Genomic DNA, 26,188 nt, shown 5'->3' on the forward strand with positions numbered 1-26,188 from the left:
AAGGAAGCGGTTGTAGAACCTTCTTTCATCAGGTGATCTATCCTTCCTTCCTGTAAACCAGAAATCAAGGATAGAATTATTAAACACTCACTCTTTGCAGTACCGTTGTTTATGCTACTGGCGTTGTTAGTCGTCTGCCAGACCGAAGCGCTGACAAGACTTTATATTATCGAGCTTGGACAGGATGCAGCTTCTCCAAAACAGAACTCTACCATAAAACGTGAGCCGCCAGCATTGTCATGCAATCCATCAGATATTGCCGACACAAACGGCTATGCAGGACCAGCTTTACCACCTCATGAAAAACGACACAGATCTGACAGTTATGGGTTAAAAATGACCTTTGTTGAGTCGATTCCATGGCAGTTGCTTTACGCCGCTCACCTGCAGGTTGTTTACGAACTGATCCTGCCCTCCAGTCCCCCCGCTCGTGGTGCAACCTTTTATCCACAGCTACCTGTAGAAGCAATTCTTTTTGTCAGCTGGCTTTTGAAAAGCTATCTGAACACTAATTCAAAGTCGTTTAATTTGGTTCAACAGCAGGCGAGTCAGGATTATCCGTTTACGGCGATTACCGGGATGATTGGCTCCGGACACGAGCAGACACAATACTCGCCATCAGCATCATCTGGTCAGCAAGTATCGGTAGCCACCATCCCCCTTGCAGGCTATGTGACTGATGTCTCTCATTCTGACTCTGGCAATGGTAACGGTGACCCTGAACAACCCCCTCACACTTTAGGTTTAAACTGTTTCGTCCTTCCCTGTAATGGCGTTTGTCAATTCAGACCATCATCAGATAACAGAGAGCCTGCCGAATGGTCGCAGTGTTCCGAATTGCATTCGACAGGCCAGACAGGAGCAACATACAGACAAAGCTCATGCCCACATTTAGCCAATAGGTGCTGCCATAGTTGCTTAAGCTATTTTGATCTTGTAGACGCTAAACATTCCCAAGAAAGCGTGCTTTACCAAACACTGGATGATGCTCCTGACATTCAGGACCTATTGAATTCTGATGTAGTATTTGGATCTCAGGCCCATGAGTTTGATTGCAACCCTATTGATGGGGACGCTTCAAGCTCGATGAACACAGGCAAAGCCTTAAGAGCTGGCGATAGCGGGTTATTCAATGATGATTTAACAATGCCAGGTGATTGGTTTTACATTGCTAATGATTTGACAGCCAATAATGAGTTACCCGGTCGAGAGAGTCTTCTCGTAGATGACCCGATTTTCTTTACTCCTGCCGATTCGGAAAGACAACAAATAATCACCGAGCCATCCCGATCAGGTCAGGGCCAACCACTCCTTTCCCGGACAGGCATAACAGAAGCCGCAGACCAAGGAGAAAAAAAACCTAACCTGGCAGTGCTCGCGGAAGGTCGCCAGCCGCAGCCATTGAGAACAGTTTGCAAGAATGCCAGAGGACTGTCGAATCGTAGAAGCAGACTTCACATCGAGCAACGAATCTGTGACGTGATTGTGATCGGGGAAGATGGTCAGCAGCGACCATGCGGGAAAATCTGCAAGAATGCTCGAGTCCTGTCTTCTCACAAAAGCGGAAGGCACAGCGGGCAAAAAACCTGCGACCTGACAGTGCTTGGAGAGGATGGCCAGCAGCGGTCATGCGGAAAGGTCTTCAAGAATCTTCATGCTCTTTATGTTCACAAAAACAATTTCCACATCCGACACAGAACTTGTGTGGTGGCTGTGGTCAGGGAGGATGGTCAGCGACGGATATGCGGGGTGAATTGCAAGACTGCTCGCGACCTGACGGCTCACAAACAAAAAGAGCACAGCGGGCAACAAGCCTGTGATCTGACATTAGCCGGACTGAATCAGCAGCACCCATGCAAGGTAGTTAGCAAGAACGCTAAAGCCTTGACCGTGCACAAAAGAATGCATCGAAAACGCAAGCCTGTTGATCTCGACCAGGACAATGACAATCGTTCTCGAGAGGTAAAGTGAATAACTAATGATCAGGTCTGAAATCAATCCTTTCTGGAGGTTTTCTTGATCTATCCTTCCTCCCTGTAAGAGAGAACGCAAGGATAGAATTATTAAACACTCAATCTATGCCGCAATGCTGTTGCTGCTACTCTCGTTTTCTGTTGTCTGTCAGGCCGAAGCGGTGACAAGACGTTTTATTTTCGAGCTTGGGCAGGATACAGCTTCACTAAAACAGGACTTTTCAATAAAACATGATCGGCCTGAATTGCCGGTCAACCCGTCAGATATTGCTGTTACCAATGGCTACGCAGAATCCGATTCGCCGCCCGATGACAAACGACATAGATCTTACAGTTACAGAGTAAAAACCACCTTCGTCGAGTCGATTTCGTGGCAGTTGCTTTATGCCGCTGACTTGCTGGTCGCTTATGAATTGATCCTGACTACCAAAGGTGTCCCCCTTTATTCATGGCTACCTTTAGAAGCGTTCATCGTTATCGGTTGGCTTATAAAAAGTTATTGGAACCCCGATTCACTGCTCTTAAATCCAATTGAACAACAAGAAGTGCGTCCGGATCATCCATTCAGGACCATCACCATGATGTTTGGCACCGGACAAAACCCGGAAAAATACCCGCCATCAGAATCATCCAGCCAGCCAGCGACTCAGGCAAACGTCCATCTTACAGGCTATTTCACCAGCCTCTTGTATTCTGACTCTGGCGGCGGTAACGGTGGCCCTCAAGAACATTCACATACTTTAGGTTTAAATTGTTTCGTCCACCCGTGTCGTGGCGTTTGTAGATACCAACTCTCATCTGATAGCAGGGAGTTCGCTGAATCGCCGCTGAATTCGATGGAACATTCGGCAGGCAGCACAGGGCGACTCAGTGATGATGTGCCAATGCCGAGTTATTTTCCTGTCAACAGTAATGACTGGTTTATAGCCAGTGTTTTACTCAATCTGGGTGGTCATTGTCTTCAGGAAGAACGCCGGATTTCATCTACGCAAAGCCATTTTACACCCCCAATGGAGACTTCAGAAACACAACAAACAACAGGATCATCCCAATCAGGTCAATATCCACTCCGTATTTCCAGGACAGGCAGGTTAAAAACTGCAGATCAAAGTAGTCGCCGAGCTTGTGAAGTTATCATAGTCGGAGAGGATGGCAGACAGAGGCCATGCAAGAAGGTCTGCAAGAATGCCAGAGCCCTGTCTAGTCACAAAACCAGCTATCACTCTGGCCAACAGACCTGTAAAGAGACCCTGGTTGCGGAGGATGGTCAGCGACGGCCTTGCAGGAAGATTTGCAAGCATGCTCAAGCCCTGTTGGTTCATAAAAAAAGAGAGCACAGTGTTCAACAAATCTGTAAAGTTAAAGTGGTCGCAGAAGATCGCCAGCAACGACCATGCGGGAAGGTCTGCAAGAATACTGCAGCCCTGTCGATTCATAAAAGCAATTATCACACCGGGCAAAAAACCTGTGACGTGCCCGTGGTTGCAAAGGATGGTCAGCAGAGGCTGTGTGGAAAAGTCTGCCAGCATGCTCAGGCCCTGTCGACTCACAAAAAAAAAGACCACAGTGGGCAAAGAACCTGTGTCGTGACAGTGGCCGGTGAGGATGGTCAGCAACGGCCGTGCGGTAAGGTCTGCAAGAATACTCTTGCCCTGTCGCTACACAAAAGACGCGACCACAGCGAGCCAAAAACCTGCGACGTACCGGTCGTCGGATGGGATGGCCAGCAGCGGCGATGCGGGAAGGTGTTCGAGAATGCTCATACCCTTTCGGTACACAAAGTATTACATCGAAAACGCAAACCTGTTGATGTGAACCAATACGATGACTCAGTCCCCAAGAAGGTCAACTGAATAAGTAACGACCTGACTTAACATCATTTCATGAAGTTTTGTCGGTATAACCTGAGGTTTTATACAGGAGTTATTTGACAGAAAAATACACTTATTTTCTTGATCTATCCTTCCTCTCCGTATATCAGAACTCAAGGATGGAATCATTAAACATTCATTCTTTGCAGCACCCCTGTCACTGCTATTTTTGTTGTCTGTCGTCTGTCAGGCCGAAGTGTTGACAAGATACTTTATTGTCGAGCTTGAACAGGATGCAGTTTCTCCAAAACATAACTTTTCTATAAAGCCTGAGCTGTGTACATTACCGGGGGGCTCGTCAGACACTGTCGAGATTAACGATTATGCAGGATCAGATTCGCCACCTGATAACAAAAGACAGAGAGCTTGCAGTCGGGAGGGAAAAATGCCCCTTATTGGGTCAATTTCATGGCAATTGTTCTACGTTACTTCCCTGTTAGTTGCTTACGACCTGATCCTGAGCAACAAAAGTGCCCCTCTGAGTTCCAAGCCCTATTCATGGTTACCTGTAGACACGGTTGTTGCTGTCAGCCGGCTTTTAAAAAACTATTGGAACCGCTATTCACTGCTGTTCAGGCCGATGGAACAGCAAGAGGCGGCATTTGTCCTAATGGGACAGTGGGATAAGCCGTTTGCCACCATTAGTGCGACGTTTGGCTCTGGACATAACCCTTCACAATGTCAGTCATCAGAATCATCAGGCCAACAAGCCCCGCAAACACACAGCTACCCTAAAAGCTATTTCAACAGCCTCCCGTATTCTGATTCCGGCGATGGTAACGGATACCCGCAACAATACCAACACACGTTGAGTCTGAATTGTTTCGTCCATCCCTGTCATGGCGTTTGTCGATTGCGACCGTCATCCGATAGCAAAGCGCCTGCTGAATCGCCGCTGAATTCCGAAGCACATTCGACAGACCACACAGGGCCAATGAGTCATGATTTGTCAAACTCCCGGTATTTGCCCGCTAACTCCAATGATTGGGTCATAGTCAATGGGTTACTTAACTTGCGTGGCAATGGTCTTCACGAAGATACGGAAGTTTCCTGTAGGTTCAGCCATTCCACAACCCCAATGGTGATTTCAGAAACACAACCAGCAACCGGATCAGTTCATTTGGGCCAGGACCCACCTCGTCTTTCCCAAACAGGCACAGTAAAGGCAGCGGAGCAAAGCGGGCAACGAACCTGTGACCAGACAGTGGCTGGGGAGGATGACCAGCAACGGCCATGCGGGATAGTCTGCAAAAGTGCTAAGGCCTTGATGACTCACGAACGCAACTATCATAGCGGGCAAAAAAGCTGTGACGTGACCGTAGTCGGAAGAGATGGGCAGTGGGTGCGATGTGGGATAGTCTTTAAAAATGCTAAAGCCCTGTCGTCTCATAAAGGCAACTATCACTCAGGGCAAAAAAACTGCAACGTGATCATAGTCCAGGAAGATGGCCAATACCGGCCATGCGGGACAGTCTGCAAAAATGCTAAATCTCTGTCGGTTCACAAAAGAAGATACCACACCGGGCAAAAAACCTGTCAGGTAACAAAGGTCGGGAAGGATGGCCAGTCGCAACCATGTGGGAAGGTCTGCAAGAATGCTGAAGCCCTATCGGATCACAAAAGAAGATACCACTCCGGGCCGCAAACCTGTGAAGAAACTGTGGTCGAAAAAGATGGTCAGCTGCATCCATGCGGGAAGTTCTGCAAGAATGCCAGAGTCCTGTTGTATCACAAAAAAGCACATCGAAAACGCAAGCCTGTTGATGCGGAGCAGGACAATGACCTCAGGCCTGAAGAAAGTAAAGTGAATAAGTAATGATCGGGTCTGACACCATTATCTTCCATGAGGTTTTGCCTGGTGCAACCTTAGTTTTTAAACTGAAGGTTTTTGACGTTAAAGCAAACTTAATTTCTTGATCTATCCTTCTCCTCTTTAAGTCAGAATGCAATAATAGAATTATTAAACACTCATACTTTGCGTTACCGCTATGGCTGCTTCTGTCGTTTTCTGTCATCTGTCAGGCCGAAGTGCAGACAAGACGTTTTATTGTAGAGTTTAAACAGAATGCAAGCTTTCCAAAACAAAGCTTTTCTATAAAGCCTGGTCTGCTCTCACAGTCGGTCAACCCGTCAGATATTTCTGATACAAACGGCTGCACAGGCTCAGATTCACCGCCCGATGAAAAACGACACAAGTTGGTCAGTTACGAGCTTAAAAAGGATCTTGTTGAGCTGATTTCATGGCAGTTACTTTATGCCACTCAACTGCTTGTTGCTTACGAACTGATCCTGAACACCAATCACGCTCCTGTATGCAGCAAACGTTATTCATGGCTACCTGTAAGAGTGGTTGTTGCTGTCGGTTGGCTTGTAAGAAGCTATTGGAACCCTGATTCATCGCTGTTTAACCCGATTGAACAGCATGAGGCGACATCTATGCTGACACAGGGGGATATCCCGTTTGTAACCGTCACTGCGGTGTTTGGCTCCGGGCATAATCAGCAACAATATTCGCCATCAGCTTCACATGGCCAACAAAGCCCGGGAACAACCACCTGCCCCGCAAGCTCTTTCACCAGCTTCCTGTATTCCGAGTTTGGTGACGGTAACAGAGAACCTCAAGAACACCTGCATACTTTCGGTTTAAATTGTTTCGTACATCCCTGCCAGGGTTTTTGCAGACTTCGATCATCATCCGATAGCAGAAGGCCTGCTGAATGGTTGCTGAATACCGTTGAACTTTCGACAGGCCAGACAGGAGAAGCAAATACAGATTATAACGGGCCACCCAATGGTGATCTGCCAATCCCCCGTCGTTGGCCTGCTAACGCTGATGACCTGATCATAATTAGTGGGCTACTTAATCTGGGGCGTCAAAGTCTTCACGAAAAAAACGGGATGCCCTCTACTCTGAACCATTTCAGACCTCCGATGGAGGCTTCGGAAACACAACAAACAAAAACAGAATCATCTCAATGGGTTCAGGGCCCACGTTGTCTTTCACAGGCAGTTAGAATACAAACGAAAGACCAGAGCGACCAGGAAACCTGTGATGTGACCATGGTCAGGGAGGATGGCCAACCGCGGCTACGGGGTAAGACCCGCAAGAATGCTCAAGCCCTGTCATATCACAAAAGAAAAGACGACATGGGACAAAAAATTTGCGAAGTGAGTGTCATTGGCGAGGATAACCAGTCGCGACCATGCGGAATGGTCTGCAAGAATCGTCAAGCTCTCTGTTATCACAGAATAAGAGATCACTCTGGCAAACAAACCTGTGACGCAGCTATGGTCGGAGAGGATGGCCAGCTGCGGACATGCGGGACAGTCTGCAACAATCGTATAGCCCTGTCGGAACACAGAAGAAGAAGCCATAGCGGGCAACGAACCTGTGAGGTTACCGTGGTTGGGGAGGATGGTCAGCCGCGGCCATGCGGGATGGTCTACAGGAATGTTCTGGCCCTGTCGGCTCATAAAAGCGGATACCACAGAGGCCAGTCAATCTGTAACCTGGCAGTGGTTGGGGAGGATGGTCAACCGCGGCCATGCGGGAAGACCTGCAAGAATGCTAAAGCTCTGTCGAATCATAAAAGCATCTTCCATGGCCGGCAACAAACTTGCAAAGTGTCTGTGATCGGGGAGAGTGGTCAACCGCGACCGTGCGGGAAGGACTTCAAGAGTGTTCAAGTACTGTCGCATCACAAAAGATTAAGTCACAGCGGACAGCAAGCCTGCACCGTGACCCTGTTCACAGAGGGTGGCCAGCAACGGCCATGTGGGAAGGTCTTCAAGAATGCCAGAGCCTTGTTGAATCACAACAGAATACATCGAAAACGCAAGCTTGTTGATGTGGACCAAAGCGGTGACTTCAGTCCTTGATTTGATACTCGCTCTTTCATAAGGTTTTCTTGATCTATCCTTCCTTTCTGTCTGTCGAACAGAATGCAAGGATGGAATTATTAAACACTCATTCTTTGCTGCATCGCTGTCGCTGCTACTTTCGTTTTCTGGTGTCTGCCAGACCGAAGCGTTGACAAGACCTTTTATTGTCGAGCCTGAAGAGGATGCAGATTCTCCAAAACAGAACGTTTCGAAAAAACGCGATATGCATACATTGCCCGGCAACTCGTCTGGCATTGCCGCTACCATAGGCTACGCAGGATCCGATTCTCCGCCTGATGGCAAAAGGCACAAACCTGACGGTTACGGAGTAAAAACGAACATCATTGCATTGTTTTCATGGCAGCTGCTTCACGCCTCTGACCTTCCTGTTGCTTACGAAATGATTCTGACCACCAGAGACGCTCCTCTGAGCTACGACCTCCACTCTTGGCTACGTTTAGGATGGGTTATTGCAGTCGGTTGGCTTTTAAACAGCTATTGGTATCCAGACTTACCTCTGTCTAACCCGATTGAACAACAGGCGAGCCAGGAACTACCGATTGCGATCATCACTATGGTGTTTGGCTCCGGACATAACCCACCAAAATACCCGCTGTCTAAATCATATGGCCAGCAAACTTCACAAGCTACCACCCAACGTTCGGGCTCTCTATACAACTTTCTGAATTCTGGCTCTGGCGAGGGTCACCGGGGCCCTCATCGACGGCTGCATACTTTGAGCTTAAATTGTTTCTTCTATCCCTGTCATGGCGTTTGTCGATTCAGACCCACAAGCAATAGCGAAGCACCTGCTGAATGGCTGCTGAACTCCTCAGAAAACTCATGCCCCCATTTGGCCAATGGACGCTGCATAAGTTGTACGGGTCGGTTTGAGCCCGTACACCCTGAATACTCCCGAGAAGGCTCGCTTTTAAAAAAATTGAATGATCTTTCCGGGACTCAACGCCTTTTCGATTCTGGCCAGTTCTTTCAGCCACAGGCAGATGACATTGATGGCAGCTCTTTAGGGGGCGCCCTGAACGGGGTCGCCTCAGATGATTTTGACTTAGACGAATTTGACTCAGACGGAGCCACTCCGAGCATAATGAGTGCAGTGACCGCCAATAAAGATGATGCTACCGCGCCACTCAATGATGATGTAACAATGTTCGACAATTTTACTTTCACCATTGCTGATTTTGAGGGCATTAATGGGGCACTCGATCCAAACAGTCCTCCCGAAGAAGGCGAAATTTCTTTTCCCCTTACCCAGACAAATACAGTACAAGTCCCGGTAGCACCTGAGAATGTTATATTCAGAGCCACACATTGCCAGCAGGCTGAGTCGGATCACAAAAGTAACGACCACAACAGGCAAGAAATCTGTTGCGAAATGGTGGTCAGGCAGAACGGTCGGCAGAAGGTATGTGGGAAGACCTGCAATGATGTCCAAGCCCTGTTGGATCACAAAAAAGAAGCCCATCGCGGGGAAAAAATCTGTAATGAAATGTTGGTCGGGGTGGGTGGCCAGCGACAGGCATGCGGAAAAGTTTACAAGGATTCCAGAGCCATGTCCGAGCACAAAAGGAGGAGCCACAGTAAGCAAAAAACCTGTGAAGTAGATGTGTTCGCGGAGGATGGTCAACTGCGACCATGTGGAATGGTCTGCAAGAGTGCCAAAGCCCTGTCGGATCACAAAGGAAGAGAGCACGGAAAGCATCAAACCTGTGACGAAACCACAACAGGGGTGGACGGCGAGCTGCTGCGATGCGGGACGGTCTGCAAGAATCCTCGTGCCCTATCGGATCACAAGAGAAGAAAACACACCGGGCAACAAAGGTGTGACGAAACGGTGGTCACAGACGATGGCTTGCAGCGACCATGCGGGAAAGTCTCCAAGAATGTCCAAGCCCTGATGGAGCACAAAAGAAACAACCACAGCGGACAACAAACCTGTGACGTAAGTGTGATCCGGGAGGGGGGACACAGGGTACTATGCGGAAGGGTCTGTCGGAATATTCTCACTCTGAAAAGTCACAAAAAAATTGCCCACACAGGCCAACGAACCTGTGACAAAACAGTGATAACAGAGGATGGTCAACAGCATCCATGTGGTAAGGTCTGCAGCAATGCTTTGGCCCTGTCAACTCACAAAAGCAACTACCACACCGGGCAAAAGACCTGCGGCCATCCCGTGCTCGGAAATGATGGTCAGTTGCAGCCATGCGGGAAAGTCTGCAGGAATGCCCGAAGCCTGTCGGAACATAAAAGAAAGGATCACACCGGGCAAAAAATCTGTGACGCAATCATGGTTGGGAAAGATGGCCAGCGACGGCTATGTGGGCGAGTCTTTGAGAATACTCAAAATCTGTCACAACACAAAATCAGATCCCATACCAGTGAAAAAATCTGTGACGTGATCGTGGTCGGGGATTCTGGCCAGCAGCGGCCATGTGGGAAGGTCTGTATGAATACAGGAGTTCTTTATAATCACAAAAGAAATCATCGAAAACTCAAGCCTGTTAATCTGGGCCTGAACGGAGACCTCAGTCCCTGATCTGACACCCGCTATTTCACTAGCAGCCTGTCGGACTTAAGACTGTCCCACACGGCAACTGCTCCTGCGTTGCTCTAGTGTAGTGCGTCGTTCTTTTTGCAACTTAACCGGCGATTAGCCCGAACGACTTTTTCTAAGATGTCATTTGCCTTAGCAGTCCAGATAAACGGCTTGGGATTTTGGTTATGCTTTTCAATATATTCATCAATCGCACTGACTAGCTCTGGCACACTGACAAACACACCACGGCGTAACCGCTGACTCGTGAGATCCCGAAAAAATCTCTCAACCATGTTTAACCATGATGCTGACGTTGGCGTAAAGTGCATATGAAAACGAGGATGTTTTTCCAGCCACTCTCGCACCTTCGGGTGTTTGTGAGTTGCATAGTTGTCGCAAATCAGGTGCAGCTCTTTGTCTTTTGCCGTTTCCCTATTTATCTGTTTAAGAAACTTCAACCATTCCACATGGGTATGACGCTGCTGGCACTGACCGATGACAGCACCATCAAGTACATTCAACGCTGCAAAGAGAGTGGTTGTACCATGTCGTTTATAATCATGAGTCATTGTTGCGGCACGCCCCCTCTTCAACGGTAAGCCAGGCTGTGTTCGATCGAGCGCCTGAACCTGACTTTTTTCATCACAACACAGCACCAACGCATGTTCAGGAGGAGACAGATAGAGTCCGACAATATCTTCAAGCTTCTCCACAAATTTCGGGCCTCGGGACACCTTGAATGTCTTTTCCAGGTGAGGCTTGAGGCCATATGCATGCCATATCCTGCGAACACTTCTTTCACTGATACCGCTAACAGCAGCCATAGTTCGGGTGCTCCAGTGAGTAGCATTTTCCGGAAGGGTGTTTGTGGTCAGACTCACAATCTCAGCAGCATCAATCTGCTTTTTACGGCCACTGCGAGCTCGATCCTGTTCAATTCCGGAGAAACCTTCCTGAGCATATCGGTCACGCCAGCGGCTGACCTGATGACGACCGATCTTCAGTATTTGCGCAATCTCAAGATTGCTTTTTCCTTCTGCAGCGAGAAGAACAATCTGGGCACGGCGGGCCAGGCGAACGGGGCAAGTATTTGACGAAGTAATCTTTCTGAGTCGTATTTCTTCAGAAGCATCAAGTGTTATCTCTGTGGCAACTCGCATAGTAAAAACAGGCAGTGGTTGGAATGACATCCATAATAGACTGTTAGGAGTTTTTATGTAGTGTTAATTAGGTCGCACTACACTAGCTCCTGCATCCATGCAGTCGTGCGGTTGCAATAAATTGGTCTAAAAATCCCTGTTTCTTCGTCAAATAGCTCGCTATTCTCCTCAGAAACAGAGATTTTTATCCTCAATTTCTTGCAATCCTCGCTACGGACGCTTAAGTCCGACAGGCTGCTAGGCTTTCTTGATCTATTCTTCCTCTCTGTAAACCAGGATGCAAGGATAGAGTTATTAAGTACACACTCGCTGTAACGTCGTTGTTGCTGATACTGTTGCTCTCTGGCGTCTGTCAGGCTGAAACGTTGACAAGACGCTTTATTGTCGAGATTGAACAGGATGAAGGTTCTTTAAAACAGAACTATTCTACGGATCGTGACCGGCAAACATTGCCGGGTGGCTCGTCCGGCATTGCTGCCACTGGCGACTCTTCAGTGTCCGGTTCGTTGTCTGACAACAAACGACATAAGACTTGCAGTTACCGGATCAAAACAATCCTTATTGAGTCGATTTCGTGGCAGTTACTTTACGCTGCTCATCTTCTGGCTTTTTACGAACTGGTCCTGACCACCAAAGAGGCCTTAATAAGCCCGGCTCTTTATTCATGGTTACCTTTAGAAGCGGTTATTGCTATCGGATGGCTTTTGAAAAGCTATTGGAACCCCGATTCAGCAATTTTTAACCTGACTGAACAGCCGGATGCATCTCAGTTGATAGGGCGGGATTGCCCATTTGCGGCCACTACAGTGATGTTTGGCTCCGGAAACAACCCGCCACAATACACGGCCTCAGAATCACCCAGCCAACAAACCTCACAAACCACTGCCCATCGGACAGGCGCTTTAACCAGCCCAATGAATTATGGCTCTGACGGCGGTAAAGGAGGTTTTCAACAACAGCATCATACTCTGGGTTTAAATTGTTTCATCTATTTCTGTCATGGTATTTGTCAATTCGGACCATCATCCGACAACAGAGGGTTCACTGAATGGCCGCAGTGCTTCGCAGAAAGCTCATGCCCCTATTCGGCGGATGGAGACTGTTTGGGTTGTAAAGGTATTTTTGATCTTGCAAACACTTCAGATTCCGGACAAAACAAGCCTTTCCAAACATTGAATGGTCCTTTTGGCATTCGACTCCCATTCGATTCTAACCCACTATTTGATGACAACTCTGCAGAAGGGGTCGTCACGGATTTAATGATTTCAGGGGCCGCTAATACAGCGGGTCCTGCCGAGCCTCTCAATGATGACGTGCCAATCCACGGGGCCTCCATCGCAATTGATTTTGAGGTGATTAGTGAGCTACCCGATCTGCATGATATTGTCCAGGAAACCGGTTTTTCCTTAACGCATAGTCATTCAGAAGCACCACAAACAACCACTGAATTATCCCAATTGTATCAGCGCCAAACTCGTCCATCCCCGGCAGGGGCGACACAAGCTGAAGATAACAGTGGGCAATTAATATGTAGCCTCACTGTGGTCGGAGAAGATGGTCAGTATCGACTATGCGGGAAGGTCTGCAATAATACTAAAAGCTTGTCGGATCACAAAAACGGTATTCACAGTGGGCAAAAAACCTGTGACGTAAGAGTGGTCAAAGAGGATGGGCAGCAGCGGCCATGCGGGAAGGTCTGCAAGAATGCTCGCGTTCTGTCGTATCACAAAATCAGCACCCACACCGGGCAAAAAACCTGTGAAGTGACCGTTACGGGAGAGGACGGCCAACGTCGGCCATGCGGAAAGGTTTGCAAGAATGCTCTGGCTCTATCTTCTCACAAAAGTACATACCATAGCGGGCAAAAAACCTGTGGTTATACCGTGGTTGGGGAAGACGGCCAGCCACGGCCATGCGGGAAGGTCTGCCAAAGTGGCAATGCCCTGTTTTCTCACAAAAGCAAATGCCACGCAGGAAAAAAAACTTGTGAAGCGAAAGTGATCGGGGAAGACGGCCGACAGCGGCCATGTGGAAAGGTCTGCAAGAATGCTCTGGCTCTGTCATCTCACAAAAGCAACTACCACACCGGGCAACAAACCTGTGACGTGGCTGTGGTCGGCGAAAATGGACGACAGCGACCATGCGCAATGCTATGCAAGAATGTTCAAACCCTGTTATATCACAAAAGAAGAGACCACACCGGACAACAAACCTGTTATGTGAACGTGATCGGGGAGGATGGTCAGCTGCGGCCATGTGGGAAGGTGTTCAAGAATGCTTCACTTCTATCGGGCCACAAAAGCGGCTATCACTCTGGGCAAAAAAACTGTGATTTGACAGTAGCCGGGAAGGATGGGCGGCAGCGGCCATGCGGGAAAGTCTTCAATAATATTCCAGCCCTTTCGGATCACAAAAGAAAATACCACACAGGACCTAAAAACTGTGATTTGGCATTATTCGGGAAGGATGGGCAGCAGCGACCATGCGGGACAGTATGGAAGAATGCTCGAGCCCTGATTAATCACAGAAGAAGAGACCACAGCGAGCAAAAAACCTGTAATTTGACCGTGATCGGGGAAGATGGTCAGCAGAGACAGTGTGGTAGGATCTGCAAGAATGCTCTAGCCCTGACGGTGCACAAAAGAATACATCGAAAACGCAAGTCTGTTGACCTGGACCGTGACAATGATTCCGGTCCTCAAGAAGGTAAAGTGAATAAATAACGATCTGATTGAACGGGAACCGGGGTTTTAAGACACTCTCTTTCACGAGGTGACCTAACCTTCCTCGCTGTAAACGAGAAAGCAGGGATAGAATGATTAGACACTTACTCTTTGCGGCATCGCTGTTGCTGCTAGTGTCGTTTTTTTTTATCAGTCAGGCCAAAGCGCTGACAAGATATTTTATTGTCGAGTTTGAACAGGGTGCTGGTTCTCCAAAACAGAACTTTTTGATAAAACCTACCCTGCATTCATTTCCAGTCAATCCAACAGTCATTGCTGATACCAACGACTATGCAGTATCTGGTTTGCCTCCTGATGAAAAACGACAAAGAGCTTTCATTTACGGATTTAAAATGCACCTTATTGAGTCGATTTCATGGCAGTTGCTTTATGCCTCTCAGCTGCTGGCTGCTTACGAATTGATTCTGACCACCCGGGATGCGGCTCCGGGTCCAACCCCCCATTCATGGCTATCTTTAGAAGCGGTTGTCGCTGTCGGCGGACTTTTAAAAAACTATTGGAAACCCGATTCACTGCTGTTTAATTCAATTATGCAACAGTCGACGTTTATATTGATGCAGCAGTATTTCCCCTTTGTAACCATCACTGCAATGTTTGGTTCTGGACATGACTCATCACAATCCCCAGCCTTGGAATCATCCAGCCAGCAGGCTCTACAAACCAGTACCCAACATACAGGGGCTTTAACCAGCCCACTGAATTCTGGCTCTGGCGACGGTAACGGAGGTTCCCAACAACACCAACATACGTGGGGTTTAAATTGTTTCGTCTATCCCTGTTGCGGTGTTTGTCAATTCCTGCCATTGCTCGAGAAAAGAGAGCTCGTTGATTGGCCGCTGAATTTCGAAGAAATTTCTTGCTCTCATGTGGCTAATGGACACTGTCTGGGTTGCATAGGTCGTTTTGATCCTGAAAACTCCTCTGATTTCCGGAAATACTCGTACTTCAAAACATTGAATGATCCTTCTATCATTCAACTTTCATTCGATTCTGCCCCATCATTTGGTAGCGACTCTATAGACGGGACCACTCAGGAAGAGTTAATCCTGGACTTCTTGAGTTCAGGAAGTGCAGATACAACGTATCCTGCCGGGCCTCTTGATGACGATGCCCAAATGCCCGGGGATTTTCCCATCGCTAATGGTTTTGAGATCATTAATGGGTCAATCAATTTAAATGATCTTCTCGAAGAAAACGGTTTTTCCTTATCGCTTACCCATTCAGCAACACCACAAATAACCACTGAATCATCCCGATTGGGTCAGAGCCAACCTTATCTATCCCGGGCAGAGGCAACACCAGCCACAGACAACAGCGGGCAATTAATATGCGCCGCGATTGTGGCCGGGGTAGATGGCCAGCAGCGGCCATGCGGGAGGATCTACAACAAAGTTCAAGCCCTGTCGGCTCACAAAAGCAAATCCCACACGGGGCAAAAAGTCTGTGGCCTGGAATTACCCGGACAGGATGGGCAGCAGAGACCATGCGGGATGGTCTTTAAGAACGCTCAAGCCCTGTCGTATCACAAAAACAAATACCACACTTGGCAAAAAATCTGTGAATTGGCAGTAGTGGGGCAGGATGGGAGAGCGCGACTATGCGGAACGGTCTGCAAAAATGCTCGAGCCCTGTCATTTCACAAAAGCAACTATCACACAGGACAAAACAACTGTGACCTGACAGCGGTTATGAAAGATGGTCAGCAGCGACAATGCGGGACGGTATGGAAGAGTGCTATTGGTTTGTCATCTTACAAAAGCGAACAACGGCAAAAAACCTCTAACCTGATATTGGCCGGGCAGGATGGGCAGCAGCCATGTGGTAAGGTTTGTGACAATATCAGCGCCTTGGGGGGGCACAAAAAAAAGGACCACTCAGAGAAAAAAACCTGTGACCTGACATTACTCGCAGAGGATGGGCAGCAGCAACCATGCGGGGCGGTCTGCAAGAATGCTCGAGCTCTTTTATATCACAAAAGGAACTATCACTCAGTGCAAAAAAATTGTGGCGTGGTCATGGTCGGCAGTGATGGTCAGCAGCGACCATGCGGGAAGGTCTGCAGGAATGCTCAAGCCCTGTCATATCACAAAAACAAATGCCATAGCGGGCAACAAACCTGCGACATCAGCGTGCCTGGGCAGGGCGGCCAGCAGCAGTCATGTGGGAAGGTCTTCAGAAATATTCGATCCCTGACGGATCACAAAAGCAAATACCACACAGGGCAAAAAATCTGTCAGCGAGCATTTGTGGGTCAGGATGGGCAGCAGCGGCCATGCGGGGAGGTCTGCAAAAATGCTCGAGCCCTTTCATTACACAAAAGCAACTATCACTCAGAGCAAAAAACCTGTGTCGTGACCGTGGTAGGAGAAGATGGCCAGCAGCGGCCATGTGGGGAGGTCTTCAGAAATGTTCAATCCCTGACGGGTCACAAAAGCAGGCACCACACAAGGGAACAGGCCTGTGACTTTGTCGTGGTCAGGCAGGATGGGCAGCAGCGACCATGCGGGAAGGTCTGCAAGAATATCAGAGCCCTGTCGGATCATAAAAGAAAATACCACAAAGGAAAAAAGACCTGTGAATTGGCAGTGCTCGACCAGGATGGGCAGCAGCGACCATGCGGGAAGGTCTGCAAGAATGCTATTGCCCTGTTGGATCACAAAACAAGACACCACAGCAAACAAAGAGTCTGCGATTTGACCATGGTCGGGGAGGATGGTCGGCTACAGCCTTGCGCTAAGGTTTGCAAGAGCACTAAAGCTCTGTCGGATCACAAAAGAGAACATCGAAAACGCAAGCCTGTTGATGTGGGTCAGGGCTATGAATCAGTCTCCAGGAAGGTAAAGTGAAGAAGCAGCGAACTGATCTAATCTCATTTTATGAGGTTTTGCCTATACAACGTTTATTTTTAACAGAAGCTTTTTGACAGAAAACACACTTATAGTCTTGACCTATTCTTCATCTCTGTATGCCAGAACGCAAGGATAGAATTATTAAACGCTTACTATCTGTGGCACCGCTGTTGCTGCTGTTATCGTTGTCTGTTATATGTCAGGCTGTAGCGTTGAACAGACGTTTTATTGTTCAACTTGGACAGGATGCAGTTTTTCCAGGCCAGAGCCTTTCTATAAAGCGTAACCTGAACACATCGCCAGTGAACTCGCTGTTCATAGCCGACACGAAAGGGAATGCAGGATCAGATTCTTCCTCTGATGATAAACGACAAGAATCTTCCAGTTGCGGGTTCCAAAGGCCCCTTATTGAGTCGATTTCATGGCAGTTGCTTTATGCCTCTCACCTGCTGGTTGCTTACCAACTGACCCTGACTACCAGAGACGTTCTTTTGAGCTACGACCCTTATTCATGGCTGCCCGAAGGTTGGTTTGTTGCAGTCCCCTGGCTTTTAGACAGCTATTGGAATCCCGGTTCTCCGCTGTTTAGTCCGATTGAACAACAGGGGGGGCAGAAACTACCCTTTGCGGCCATCACTGCGATGTTTGGCTCAGGACATAATCAGCAACTGTACCAGCCATTACAATCATCGGGCCAGCAAACTTCACAAGCCACCAGCCAATGTTCAGGCTCTTTAATCAGCCCTGTGAGTTCTGGCTCTGGTGACGGTGACAGAGGCCCTCAACAGTACCTGCATACTTTGGGTTTAAATTGTTTCGTCTATCCCTGTTATGGCATTTGTCGATTTCGATCATCATCCGACAGCAGAGAACCCGCTGAATGGTTGCTGGAATCATTAAACGGCTCATGTCCCCGTCTGGCTAATCGGCATTGCTATAATTGCATCAGTTATTTTGATTCTGAACAACTATCTGGTGTCATTGATAGTACCTTTACAGATGAGGTTGCCTCAGACGGGGTCGTTATAGGCTCAATCGTCAATAAAACTAATGCTATCTGGCCACTCAGTGATGTTGTGCCAATGCACAGGCATTTTTCTTTCGTCGCTAATGATTTTGTGGACATTAATGAGCCACTCGGTTTGCAGAATTCTTTCGAAGGAGACGAAGCTTTCTTTAGGCTTTCCCCTTCAGAAACACAACAAACAACCACTGAATTATCCCGTTTAGATCAGAGCCAATCCTATCTCTCCCAGACAGGCACGATACAGGCTTCAGTAGCCGCTGAGAATGTAATATTCGGAGCTAGACATTGCCAACAAACCGATTCAGACGATAAAGCCGGGCAAATAATCTGTAAAGCGACAGTGTCTGTAGAGGGCGGACAGCAGCGACCATGCGAGAAGGTCTGCAATAATGCTAAATCTCTGTTATCTCATAAAAGAAGATACCATACCGGGAAGCGAGTTTGTAAAGTGTCAGTGATCGGGAAATATGGCCAGCAGCAGCCGTGCTGGACGGTCTGCAAGAATGTTCAAGCCTTGTTGCATCACAGAAGAACAGTCCACACTGGACAACAAATCTGTAACTTGATCGTGATTGGGAAAGATGGCCAGCGACGGCCATGCGGGAAGATCTGTAAGAATGCTCATACCCTGTCGAATCACAAATGCAGAGTTCACTCCGGGCAACAAATCTGTGTTGTGACCCTGGTCGGGAAGGATGGCCAGCAGCGGCCATGCGGGACGGTCTGCAATAACTATCAAGCCTTGGTGGATCACAAAAAAAAAGACCACAGCGAGCAACAAACCTGTGACGTAAATGTGATGGGGATGAATGGTCAGCAGCGACCATGCGGGAGGGTCTGCAAGAGTTATCAGGCCCTGGGGGTCCATAAAAGCAAACGCCACACCGGACAACAAATTTGTGATGTGACCATGGTTGGTGGGGATGGCCAGCAGCGACCATGCGGAAAAATCTGCAAGAATAGCGGAGCCCTCTACGATCACAAAAGAAAGCATCACAAACGCAAGCCTGATGATGTGGGTCAGAGCCTCCGTCCCTGATCTGAAAACCTTTTCACGAAGTTCTGTCTGGTCTGACTTCTGGTCTTTAAAAGAGGGTGTTTAACAGAGGCTCTCTGAAAAAAAGCACGCTTGTTTTCTTGAACTATTCTTCCTCTCTGTATATCAGGAAGCAAGGATAGAATTATTAAACACTCACTCATTGCGGCACTGCTATTGCTACTGTCGTTCACTGTCGTCTGCCGGGCCGAATTGTTAACAAGATGTTTTATTGTTGAGCTTGAACAGAATGCAGGCTCTCTAAAAAAGAATGTCTCTATAAAGCCTGACCCGCACATGTTTCCGGGTAGCTCGTCAGAAATTTCTGAAACAAACGACCATACAGGATCATATTTACTCTCTGATAAGAAACGACACAGACATGATAGTTACGGGATCGAAACAACCCTTATTGAGTCGATTTCATGGCAGTTGCTCTACGCCACACAACTGCTTGTTGAATACAAACTGATCCTGAGCAGCAAAGGTTTCCCTATAAGCAAAAACCTTTATTCACGGGTACCTTTGGATATGGTTGTCGCTGTCGGTTGGTTTTTAAAAAACTATTGGAACCCTGATTCACCGCTGTTTAAATCGATTGCACGACAAGAACTGAATCATCGCCATCCGTTTGCTATCATCACTGCGATGTTTGGTTCTGGAGAAAATCCCCCACAATACCCGCCATCAAAATCGTCAGGCCAGCCAGCCTCCCAGGCCGCCACCCAATTTACAGGCTCTATAGCCAGCTCTCTGAACTCAGGCTCTGGCGGTGATAACAGAGATCCTCTGCAACACTGGCATACTCTGGGTTTAAATTGTTTTGTCTATCCCTGTCACGGCGTTTGTCGATTCCAAACATTATCCGATAGCAGTGGATCTTCTGAATGGACGCTGGGCTCTCTGGAGGGCTTATGCCCCCATTTGGTCAGTGGACACTGCTTTATTTGCTCATGTCATTTTGGTCCTTTAAACGCTAAAGATTCCCAACAAAACCTGCTTTTTGACGCATCGATCGGTGTCCCTCCCATTCAACGGCCATTCGATTTTGAACCACCATTACAGACACAGGGACTTAGCATTGATAGCGACACAGCCAATGACTACATCTTTTTAGATGGGGTCGGCCTGGATGGGGTCGCTGAGACAACTGACTTTACCGGGCTAATGGGTGATGATGTGCCAATGTCCGGAAATCTGCCTTGTACTACTGATGATTTTGAAGTTATTAACGGGCCACTCGATCCAGTGAGTCTTTTAGAAGAAATCAGAATTCCCTTAACGCTTGATCATTCTGAAACACAGCAAACAATCACTGAATCAGCAAAGTTGGTTGAGAGCCAGCCTCATCTTTCGCAAACCGGCGCAATACCGTCCAGAAACCACAGCAGACAAAAAACCTGTAACCTGACAATTTTGGGTGAGAATGGCCAGCCGCAGGCATGCTGGAAGGTCTGTGATAATGCTAAAGCCCTTTCATCTCACAAAAGCCGATATCACATTGGGCAAAGAATCTGTGACTTAACCATGGTCGATAAAGGAGGCCAGAAGCGGCCATGTGGAAAAATCTGCAAGAATGCCAGATCCCTGATGGATCACAAGAGAATATACCACAGCGGACAACAAGTCTGTGGCTTTTCCGTGTTAGGGGAGGATGGCCAGCTGCGCTCATGCGGGAAGGTCTGCATGAATATAAAAGCCTTGTCGGAGCACAAAAGCCAATACCATAGTGAGCAAGTAAGCTGTGAGCTAAACGTGGTCGGTGAGGATGGCCAGCAGCGATCATGTGGGAAGGTCTGCAAGAGTGCAAAAGCCTTTTCGGATCACAAAAGAAGAGAACACAGTGGACAAAAAACCTGTGACCTAATCGTGATCGGGGAGGATGGTCAGCAGCAGCCATGCGGGTCGGTCTGCAATAATGCTCAAGCCTTTTCATCTCACAAAAGCCGATATCACACCGGGCAAAAAACCTGTGACGTAACCATAGCCGATAAGGAAGGTCAGAAGCGGCCATGTGGGAAAATCTGCAAGAATACTCAAGCCCTGTTCGACCACATAAAAATAAACCACATCCTTGACCAAACCTGTAACGTAAAAGTGGCAGGGGAAGATGGCCAGCTTCGGCCGTGCGGAAGGGTCTGCAAGAATGCCAAAAAACTGATAGCTCACAAGAGCATCTTCCACGGTGAGCAGAAAACCTGTTCCGTAACCCTGATCGGAGAGGATGGTCAGCTGCGGCGATGTGGGGTTGTCTGCAAGAATACTCGAGCCTTGTCGGAGCATAAACAAAGACACCACACCGGGCAGAAAACCTGTAACCTGAGCGTGATGGGAAAGGATGGCTTGCAGCGGCCATGTGGGGTGGTCTGCAGCAGTGTTAGACGCCTGTCGGATCACAGAAGAAGAAACCACAGCGGGCAAAAAACCTGTGATGTGATCGAGTTCGGGGAGAATGGCCTGCAGCAGCGATGTGGGAAGCTCTGCAAAAATGCTATAGCCCTGACTAAGCACAAAAGAATGCACCGAAAACGTAAGCCAGTTGACGTGGACAAGGACCTCAGTCCTTGATCTGAAACCTTTTTCAAGAAGTTCTGCTCGGTCTGGTCTCTGGTCTTTAGAAGAGGGTTTTTAACAGAGGCTCTCTGAAAGAAAAATCACGCTGGTTTTCTTGATCTATCCTTCCTCCCTGTATATCAGTAAGCAAGGATGGAATTATTAAACACTCACTCATTGCAATACTGCTGTTGCTACTGTTGTTTTCTGTCGTTTGCCGGGCCGAAACGATAACAAGAAGTTTTATTGTCGAGCTTGAACAGATTGCAGGTTCTCTAGAACAGAACTTCTCTATAAAGCCTGACCTGCATACGTTTTCGGGCAGCTCGTCGGAAATTTCTGAAACAAACGACCATGCAGGATCAGATTTACTCCCTGATAAAAAACGGTACGGACCTGACAGATATCGGGTCAAAACAACCCTGGCATCACAAAAAAAAGGGCCACAGCGGACAACAAATCTGTCAACTGACTCTGGCCGGAGAAGATGGCCAGCAGCGCAGATGCGGGAAGGTCTGCAACAATGCTTCAGCTCTGTCATATCACAAAGGCTATTGCCACAGAGGGCAACGAAACTGTGACCTGGCCGTCGTTGGGGAGGATGGCCAGCAGCGAGCATGCGGGAAGGTCTGCAGTAATGCTCACGCCCTTAGGAATCACAAACTTAGAGGGCACACCGGGCGACAAGCCTGTGATGTGACCGTAACAGGGAATGATGATCAGCAACGGTCATGCGGTATGATCTATAAGAATGCTAAATCCCTATCGGAGCACCAGAGAAAACATCGAAAACGCAAGCCTGATGATGTGGATAAGAACGATGACTTCAGTCCTCAAAAAGGTATAGTGAATAAGTAATGATCTGACTGCCGCCCTTTCATTGGGTTAGCGTTTTGCGACAGTCCACGGGAGGCGGGCAGAAAAATCAGATCAGCAGCGGGGAGTGTGCAGGGATTATGCAAAAATCTGTCTTCTATATCTGGGAATTCTGTTTGATTTTGTGCATGATTGCGGGCTGGCCAAAAGCCACTGGAGGCTACTTATTTGCCTTAAGTGGAGATGCCATCGTCATAGATACGAAAAAACAGGCATTTCCCGATTAGATTGATCATACGGCACAGGATTAGTTTGCCGTCACTGGGGGAGACACCGCATGTTTGAGGCTAATGCCGTATTTAAGCCTGAATTCATCCAGCAGAGCCCAGCCAGGCTCTGGAAGACTATCTCTCCACAGTACAGTGTGGATGAGTCAGCCTTACTGGCACAGCTGGCCGATTTGGCCAGACCCGATCCGCAGCAGCTGGCTGCAGTAACCCGACGAGCCACCGATCTGGTCGAGCAGGTTCGAGCCCGGGAAGATTCCATTCATATGATTGACTCTATGCTGTTGCAATACAGCCTGGATACCCGTGAAGGTATTCTGCTGATGTGTCTGGCAGAAGCCCTGATGAGAATTCCTGACTCTGAAACCGCCGATGCCCTGATTCGTGACAAGCTCAGTGTCGCTGAGTGGGAAAGGCATCTCAAACAAAGTGATTCGCTATTGGTGAATGCCTCCACCTGGGGTCTGATGTTGACCGGTAAAGTGGTGACATTAGGCAAATCTGAAGACGGTCGCCCGGCTAGCGTGATTGGTCGACTGGTTAAAAAAATGGGTGAACCCGTGATTCGTCAGGCTGTGAACCAGGCGATGAAAATTATGGGTGAGCATTTTGTACTGGGTCGCACTATTGCAGAAGCACTTAAGAATGGTCGAAAGCCAAGAGAGAAAGGTTACACCTATTCTTTTGATATGCTCGGTGAAGCGGCATTGACCGAAAGCGATGCTCAGAAATATCTCGCTTCCTACCTGGCGGCTGTCAGGTCCGTTGGTCAGGAGCAGAAGGGTGGCTACAAGGGCCCTCGTCCTACCGTTTCGATCAAACTGTCTGCCCTGCATCCCCGTTATGAAGTGGCCAATGAAACTCGTGTTCTGAAAGAGCTGTTCAACAGCGTGCTGGAACTGATTCGCAGTGCCAGAAGTCTTAATGTGGGAATCACCATTGATGCCGAAGAGCAGGACCGCCTTGAGTTGTCTCTGAAACTGTTCGAGAAACTCTACCGTCATCCCGATTGTCAGGGATGGGGTGGTTTTGGACTGGTTGTTCAGGCCTACGGTAAAAGAGCGCTCCCCGTTCTTGCCTGGCTGGCGGCTCTGGCAAAAGAGCAGGGTGATGAAATTCCTGTGCGTCTGGTAAAAGGCGCCTACTGGGACAGTGAAATAAAACTGTGTCAGCAATCCGGCTATTCCGGCTACCCGGTATACACGCGCAAAGAAGCAACAGACGTTGCTTATCTGGTGTGTGCCCGTTTTCTGCTGAGTGATCCTGTTAAAGGAGCTATTTATCCACAGTTTGCTACCCACAATGCTCATACTGTTGCCAGCATCCTGAGCATGGCGGAACACAAACATTTTGAATTCCAGCGTCTGCATGGGATGGGCGATGCGCTCTATAACACGGTGCTGGATCAGGAAAAAACCGACGTTCGCATTTATGCACCCGTAGGTAGCCACAAAGATTTGCTGCCCTATCTGGTGCGCCGACTTCTGGAAAATGGTGCTAACTCATCTTTTGTTCATCGTCTGGTGGATGCCAGGACACCCGTAAAGGACCTGGTTCCTCATCCTGTCAGTGTGCTCGAGCAACACAGTTCTCTGGCCAATGACCAAATTCCCTTACCGGTAGATATTTTTGGAAAAGACAGAGTTAATTCCATGGGTGTCAATATCGATATTGAGTCACAGTGGCAGCCGTTTTCTGAATTGATACAGAAGTTTATGAGCCAAATCTGGCACAAAGGTCCCGTGATTTCCGGCCAAAAGGTGGAAACTGAAAAAGCGGTCGATGTGCAATGCCCTTATCAGCTCAGTGAGCTCGCAGGTCGTCTGCACTATGCCGGAGAAAAGGAAGTCGACCAGGCTATTTCAGTGGCTCACAAAGCATTTGACCGTTGGAGCCAGACGCCAGTAGAAACCCGTGCCCAGAGTCTGGAGAAGCTGGCCGACCTGCTGGAGGCCAACCTTGAAGAGCTGGTGGCACTCTGTCATAAAGAAGCGGGTAAAACGATTCACGACAGTATCGATGAAGTGCGTGAGGCGGTTGATTTCTGTCGTTATTATGCCAACCAGGCGCGTGAAAAATTCTCTGCACCTCAGGTTATGCCCGGACCTACCGGTGAATCCAATGAGCTTTACCTGACCGGTCGTGGTGTCTTTCTGTGTATCAGTCCCTGGAACTTCCCTCTGGCTATTTTCCTGGGTCAGGTGGTTGCGGCGCTGGCCTGTGGTAACACAGTTGTAGCCAAGCCTGCCGAGCAAACCACTCTGATTGCTGCGCGTGCTGTTGAAATGATGCTGGAGGCAGGCGTGCCTGCTGATGTGATTCAACTGGTAACGGGTGAAGGTAAGGATATTGGTCATCAGTTGACCGCTGATCCTCGTATTGCCGGTGTTGCTTTCACAGGTTCAACCCAGACGGCAAGATTAATAAACCAGACTCTGGCTGCACGTGAGGGAGCTATTATACCTCTGATCGCCGAGACCGGTGGTCAGAATGCCATGATTGTAGACTCTACTGCTCTCCCTGAGCAGGTCGTTAATGACGTCGTTCAGTCTGCTTTCGCCAGTGCCGGGCAACGTTGTTCAGCCCTGCGAGTGCTCTATGTTCAGGAAGATATTGCTGATCGTATTGAAGACTTGCTGGTCGGTGCGATGGCAGAACTGAAGGTAGGTAATCCCGCTCTGCACGAAACAGACCTTGGTCCTGTGATCAGTGAAGTGGCTCTCAAAGGACTCCAGGCTCATGTTGATCGTATGAAGCAGGAAGCTCGCCTGATTGCTGAAGTGGATCTGGGCACTGAGTGCAATGAAGGTTACTTTATCGGGCCGGTTGCCTTTGAGATTGAGAGCATCAACCAACTGGAAAAAGAACAGTTTGGCCCGATTCTTCACCTGGTTCGCTACAAGGCTTCTGAGCTGGATAAAGTGATTCAGGAAATCAACGGCACAGGTTACGGCCTGACTCTGGGAGTGCACAGCCGCAACGAAGCGACCTCCTCCTACATTGAGCAAAGCCTTAAAGTGGGTAATGCCTACATAAACCGTAATCAGATCGGTGCGGTGGTAGGTGTTCAGCCATTTGGTGGACAGGGACTCTCCGGTACCGGTCCAAAGGCCGGTGGGCCTCACTACCTCTATCGTTTTGCTACTGAACGTACCCGAACCATCAATACAACGGCAGTTGGTGGTAATGCCACGCTCTTGTCTCTGGGTGCTGGTCACTGATCGAGTCTGTCGCAAAACTCTGGTTCCCATGCTCCAGAGGGTGTCGCAAAAGTAGCGAAGCGCAGCATTTTTGCGACACCCTCTCCGGCGTGGGAACGAGTTGATAAGGGCAGGCTTTACTCTTTTTAAGACACTCTTTTTAAGTCACTCTTTTTAAGACACTCTTTTTAAGACACTCTTTTTAAGACACTCTTTTTAAGACACTCTAAAAA

General features: G+C 48.4%; 12 protein-coding genes. 11 read left to right on the forward strand and 1 reads right to left on the reverse strand.

Annotation, left to right across the window (positions count from 1 at the left end; genetic code table 11):
- The first annotated feature begins 111 nt into the window (after positions 1 to 111).
- From P6910_RS04915 to P6910_RS04935, 5 genes are all read left to right on the forward strand, one after another.
- The gene (locus P6910_RS04915; protein ID WP_317145168.1) at positions 112 to 1,971 is read left to right on the forward strand and encodes a hypothetical protein; all 1,860 of its coding nucleotides are present in this window, start codon (positions 112 to 114) and stop codon (positions 1,969 to 1,971) included.
- Positions 1,972 to 2,086: 115 nt separating this feature from the next.
- Positions 2,087 to 3,826, forward strand: a complete 1,740-nt coding sequence (locus tag P6910_RS04920; protein ID WP_317145169.1) for a hypothetical protein — start codon at positions 2,087 to 2,089, stop codon at positions 3,824 to 3,826.
- A gap of 190 nt (positions 3,827 to 4,016) precedes the next feature.
- On the forward strand, positions 4,017 to 5,660 hold the full coding sequence (locus tag P6910_RS04925; protein ID WP_317145170.1) for a hypothetical protein: 1,644 nt from the start codon (positions 4,017 to 4,019) through the stop codon (positions 5,658 to 5,660).
- A 212-nt stretch (positions 5,661 to 5,872) separates the two neighbouring features.
- On the forward strand, positions 5,873 to 7,723 hold the full coding sequence (locus tag P6910_RS04930; RefSeq protein WP_317145171.1) for a hypothetical protein: 1,851 nt from the start codon (positions 5,873 to 5,875) through the stop codon (positions 7,721 to 7,723).
- A gap of 151 nt (positions 7,724 to 7,874) precedes the next feature.
- On the forward strand, positions 7,875 to 10,283 hold the full coding sequence (locus tag P6910_RS04935) for a hypothetical protein (protein ID WP_317145172.1): 2,409 nt from the start codon (positions 7,875 to 7,877) through the stop codon (positions 10,281 to 10,283).
- 74 nt (positions 10,284 to 10,357) lie between these two features.
- Here P6910_RS04935 and P6910_RS04940 read toward each other — a convergent pair whose 3' ends face one another.
- Positions 10,358 to 11,443 carry an IS630 family transposase gene (locus P6910_RS04940; protein WP_317146507.1) on the reverse strand — a complete coding sequence of 362 codons (1,086 nt, stop codon included), beginning with the start codon at positions 11,441 to 11,443 and terminating at the stop codon, positions 10,358 to 10,360.
- A gap of 320 nt (positions 11,444 to 11,763) precedes the next feature.
- Here P6910_RS04940 and P6910_RS04945 point away from each other — a divergent pair, with 320 nt between their 5' ends.
- From P6910_RS04945 to putA, 6 genes are all read left to right on the forward strand, one after another.
- Positions 11,764 to 14,166: a hypothetical protein gene (locus P6910_RS04945; RefSeq protein ID WP_317145173.1), complete on the forward strand. Its 2,403-nt coding sequence runs from the start codon at positions 11,764 to 11,766 to the stop codon at positions 14,164 to 14,166.
- Positions 14,167 to 14,258: 92 nt separating this feature from the next.
- Positions 14,259 to 17,033, forward strand: coding sequence for a hypothetical protein (locus tag P6910_RS04950; RefSeq protein ID WP_317145174.1), 2,775 nt, complete (start codon positions 14,259 to 14,261; stop codon positions 17,031 to 17,033).
- A 188-nt stretch (positions 17,034 to 17,221) separates the two neighbouring features.
- Positions 17,222 to 19,102: a hypothetical protein gene (locus P6910_RS04955; RefSeq protein WP_317145175.1), complete on the forward strand. Its 1,881-nt coding sequence runs from the start codon at positions 17,222 to 17,224 to the stop codon at positions 19,100 to 19,102.
- Between the two features lie 174 nt (positions 19,103 to 19,276).
- The gene (locus P6910_RS04960; RefSeq protein ID WP_317145176.1) at positions 19,277 to 21,667 is read left to right on the forward strand and encodes a hypothetical protein; all 2,391 of its coding nucleotides are present in this window, start codon (positions 19,277 to 19,279) and stop codon (positions 21,665 to 21,667) included.
- 339 nt (positions 21,668 to 22,006) lie between these two features.
- Positions 22,007 to 22,510: a hypothetical protein gene (locus tag P6910_RS04965; protein WP_317145177.1), complete on the forward strand. Its 504-nt coding sequence runs from the start codon at positions 22,007 to 22,009 to the stop codon at positions 22,508 to 22,510.
- A gap of 295 nt (positions 22,511 to 22,805) precedes the next feature.
- Entirely contained in the window at positions 22,806 to 25,976 is a 3,171-nt protein-coding gene (putA, locus tag P6910_RS04970) for a bifunctional proline dehydrogenase/L-glutamate gamma-semialdehyde dehydrogenase PutA (RefSeq protein ID WP_317145178.1), read from the forward strand.
- The last annotated feature ends 212 nt before the right edge of the window (positions 25,977 to 26,188 follow it).

Source organism: Endozoicomonas sp. 8E, from assembly GCF_032883915.1.
GTDB lineage: Bacteria > Pseudomonadota > Gammaproteobacteria > Pseudomonadales > Endozoicomonadaceae > Endozoicomonas_A.

Bases quoted from the DNA above. Each gene is read 5' to 3' on its own strand.
- P6910_RS04915 (WP_317145168.1), top strand. From the start codon at position 112: ATGCTACTGGCGTTGTTAGTCGTCTGCCAGACCGAAGCGCTGACAAGA.
- P6910_RS04920 (WP_317145169.1), top strand. From the start codon at position 2,087: ATGCTGTTGCTGCTACTCTCGTTTTCTGTTGTCTGTCAGGCCGAAGCG.
- P6910_RS04940 (WP_317146507.1), bottom strand. From the start codon at position 11,443: ATGCGAGTTGCCACAGAGATAACACTTGATGCTTCTGAAGAAATACGA.
- P6910_RS04950 (WP_317145174.1), top strand. From the start codon at position 14,259: ATGATTAGACACTTACTCTTTGCGGCATCGCTGTTGCTGCTAGTGTCG.
- P6910_RS04965 (WP_317145177.1), top strand. From the start codon at position 22,007: ATGCAGGATCAGATTTACTCCCTGATAAAAAACGGTACGGACCTGACA.
- putA (WP_317145178.1), top strand. From the start codon at position 22,806: ATGTTTGAGGCTAATGCCGTATTTAAGCCTGAATTCATCCAGCAGAGC.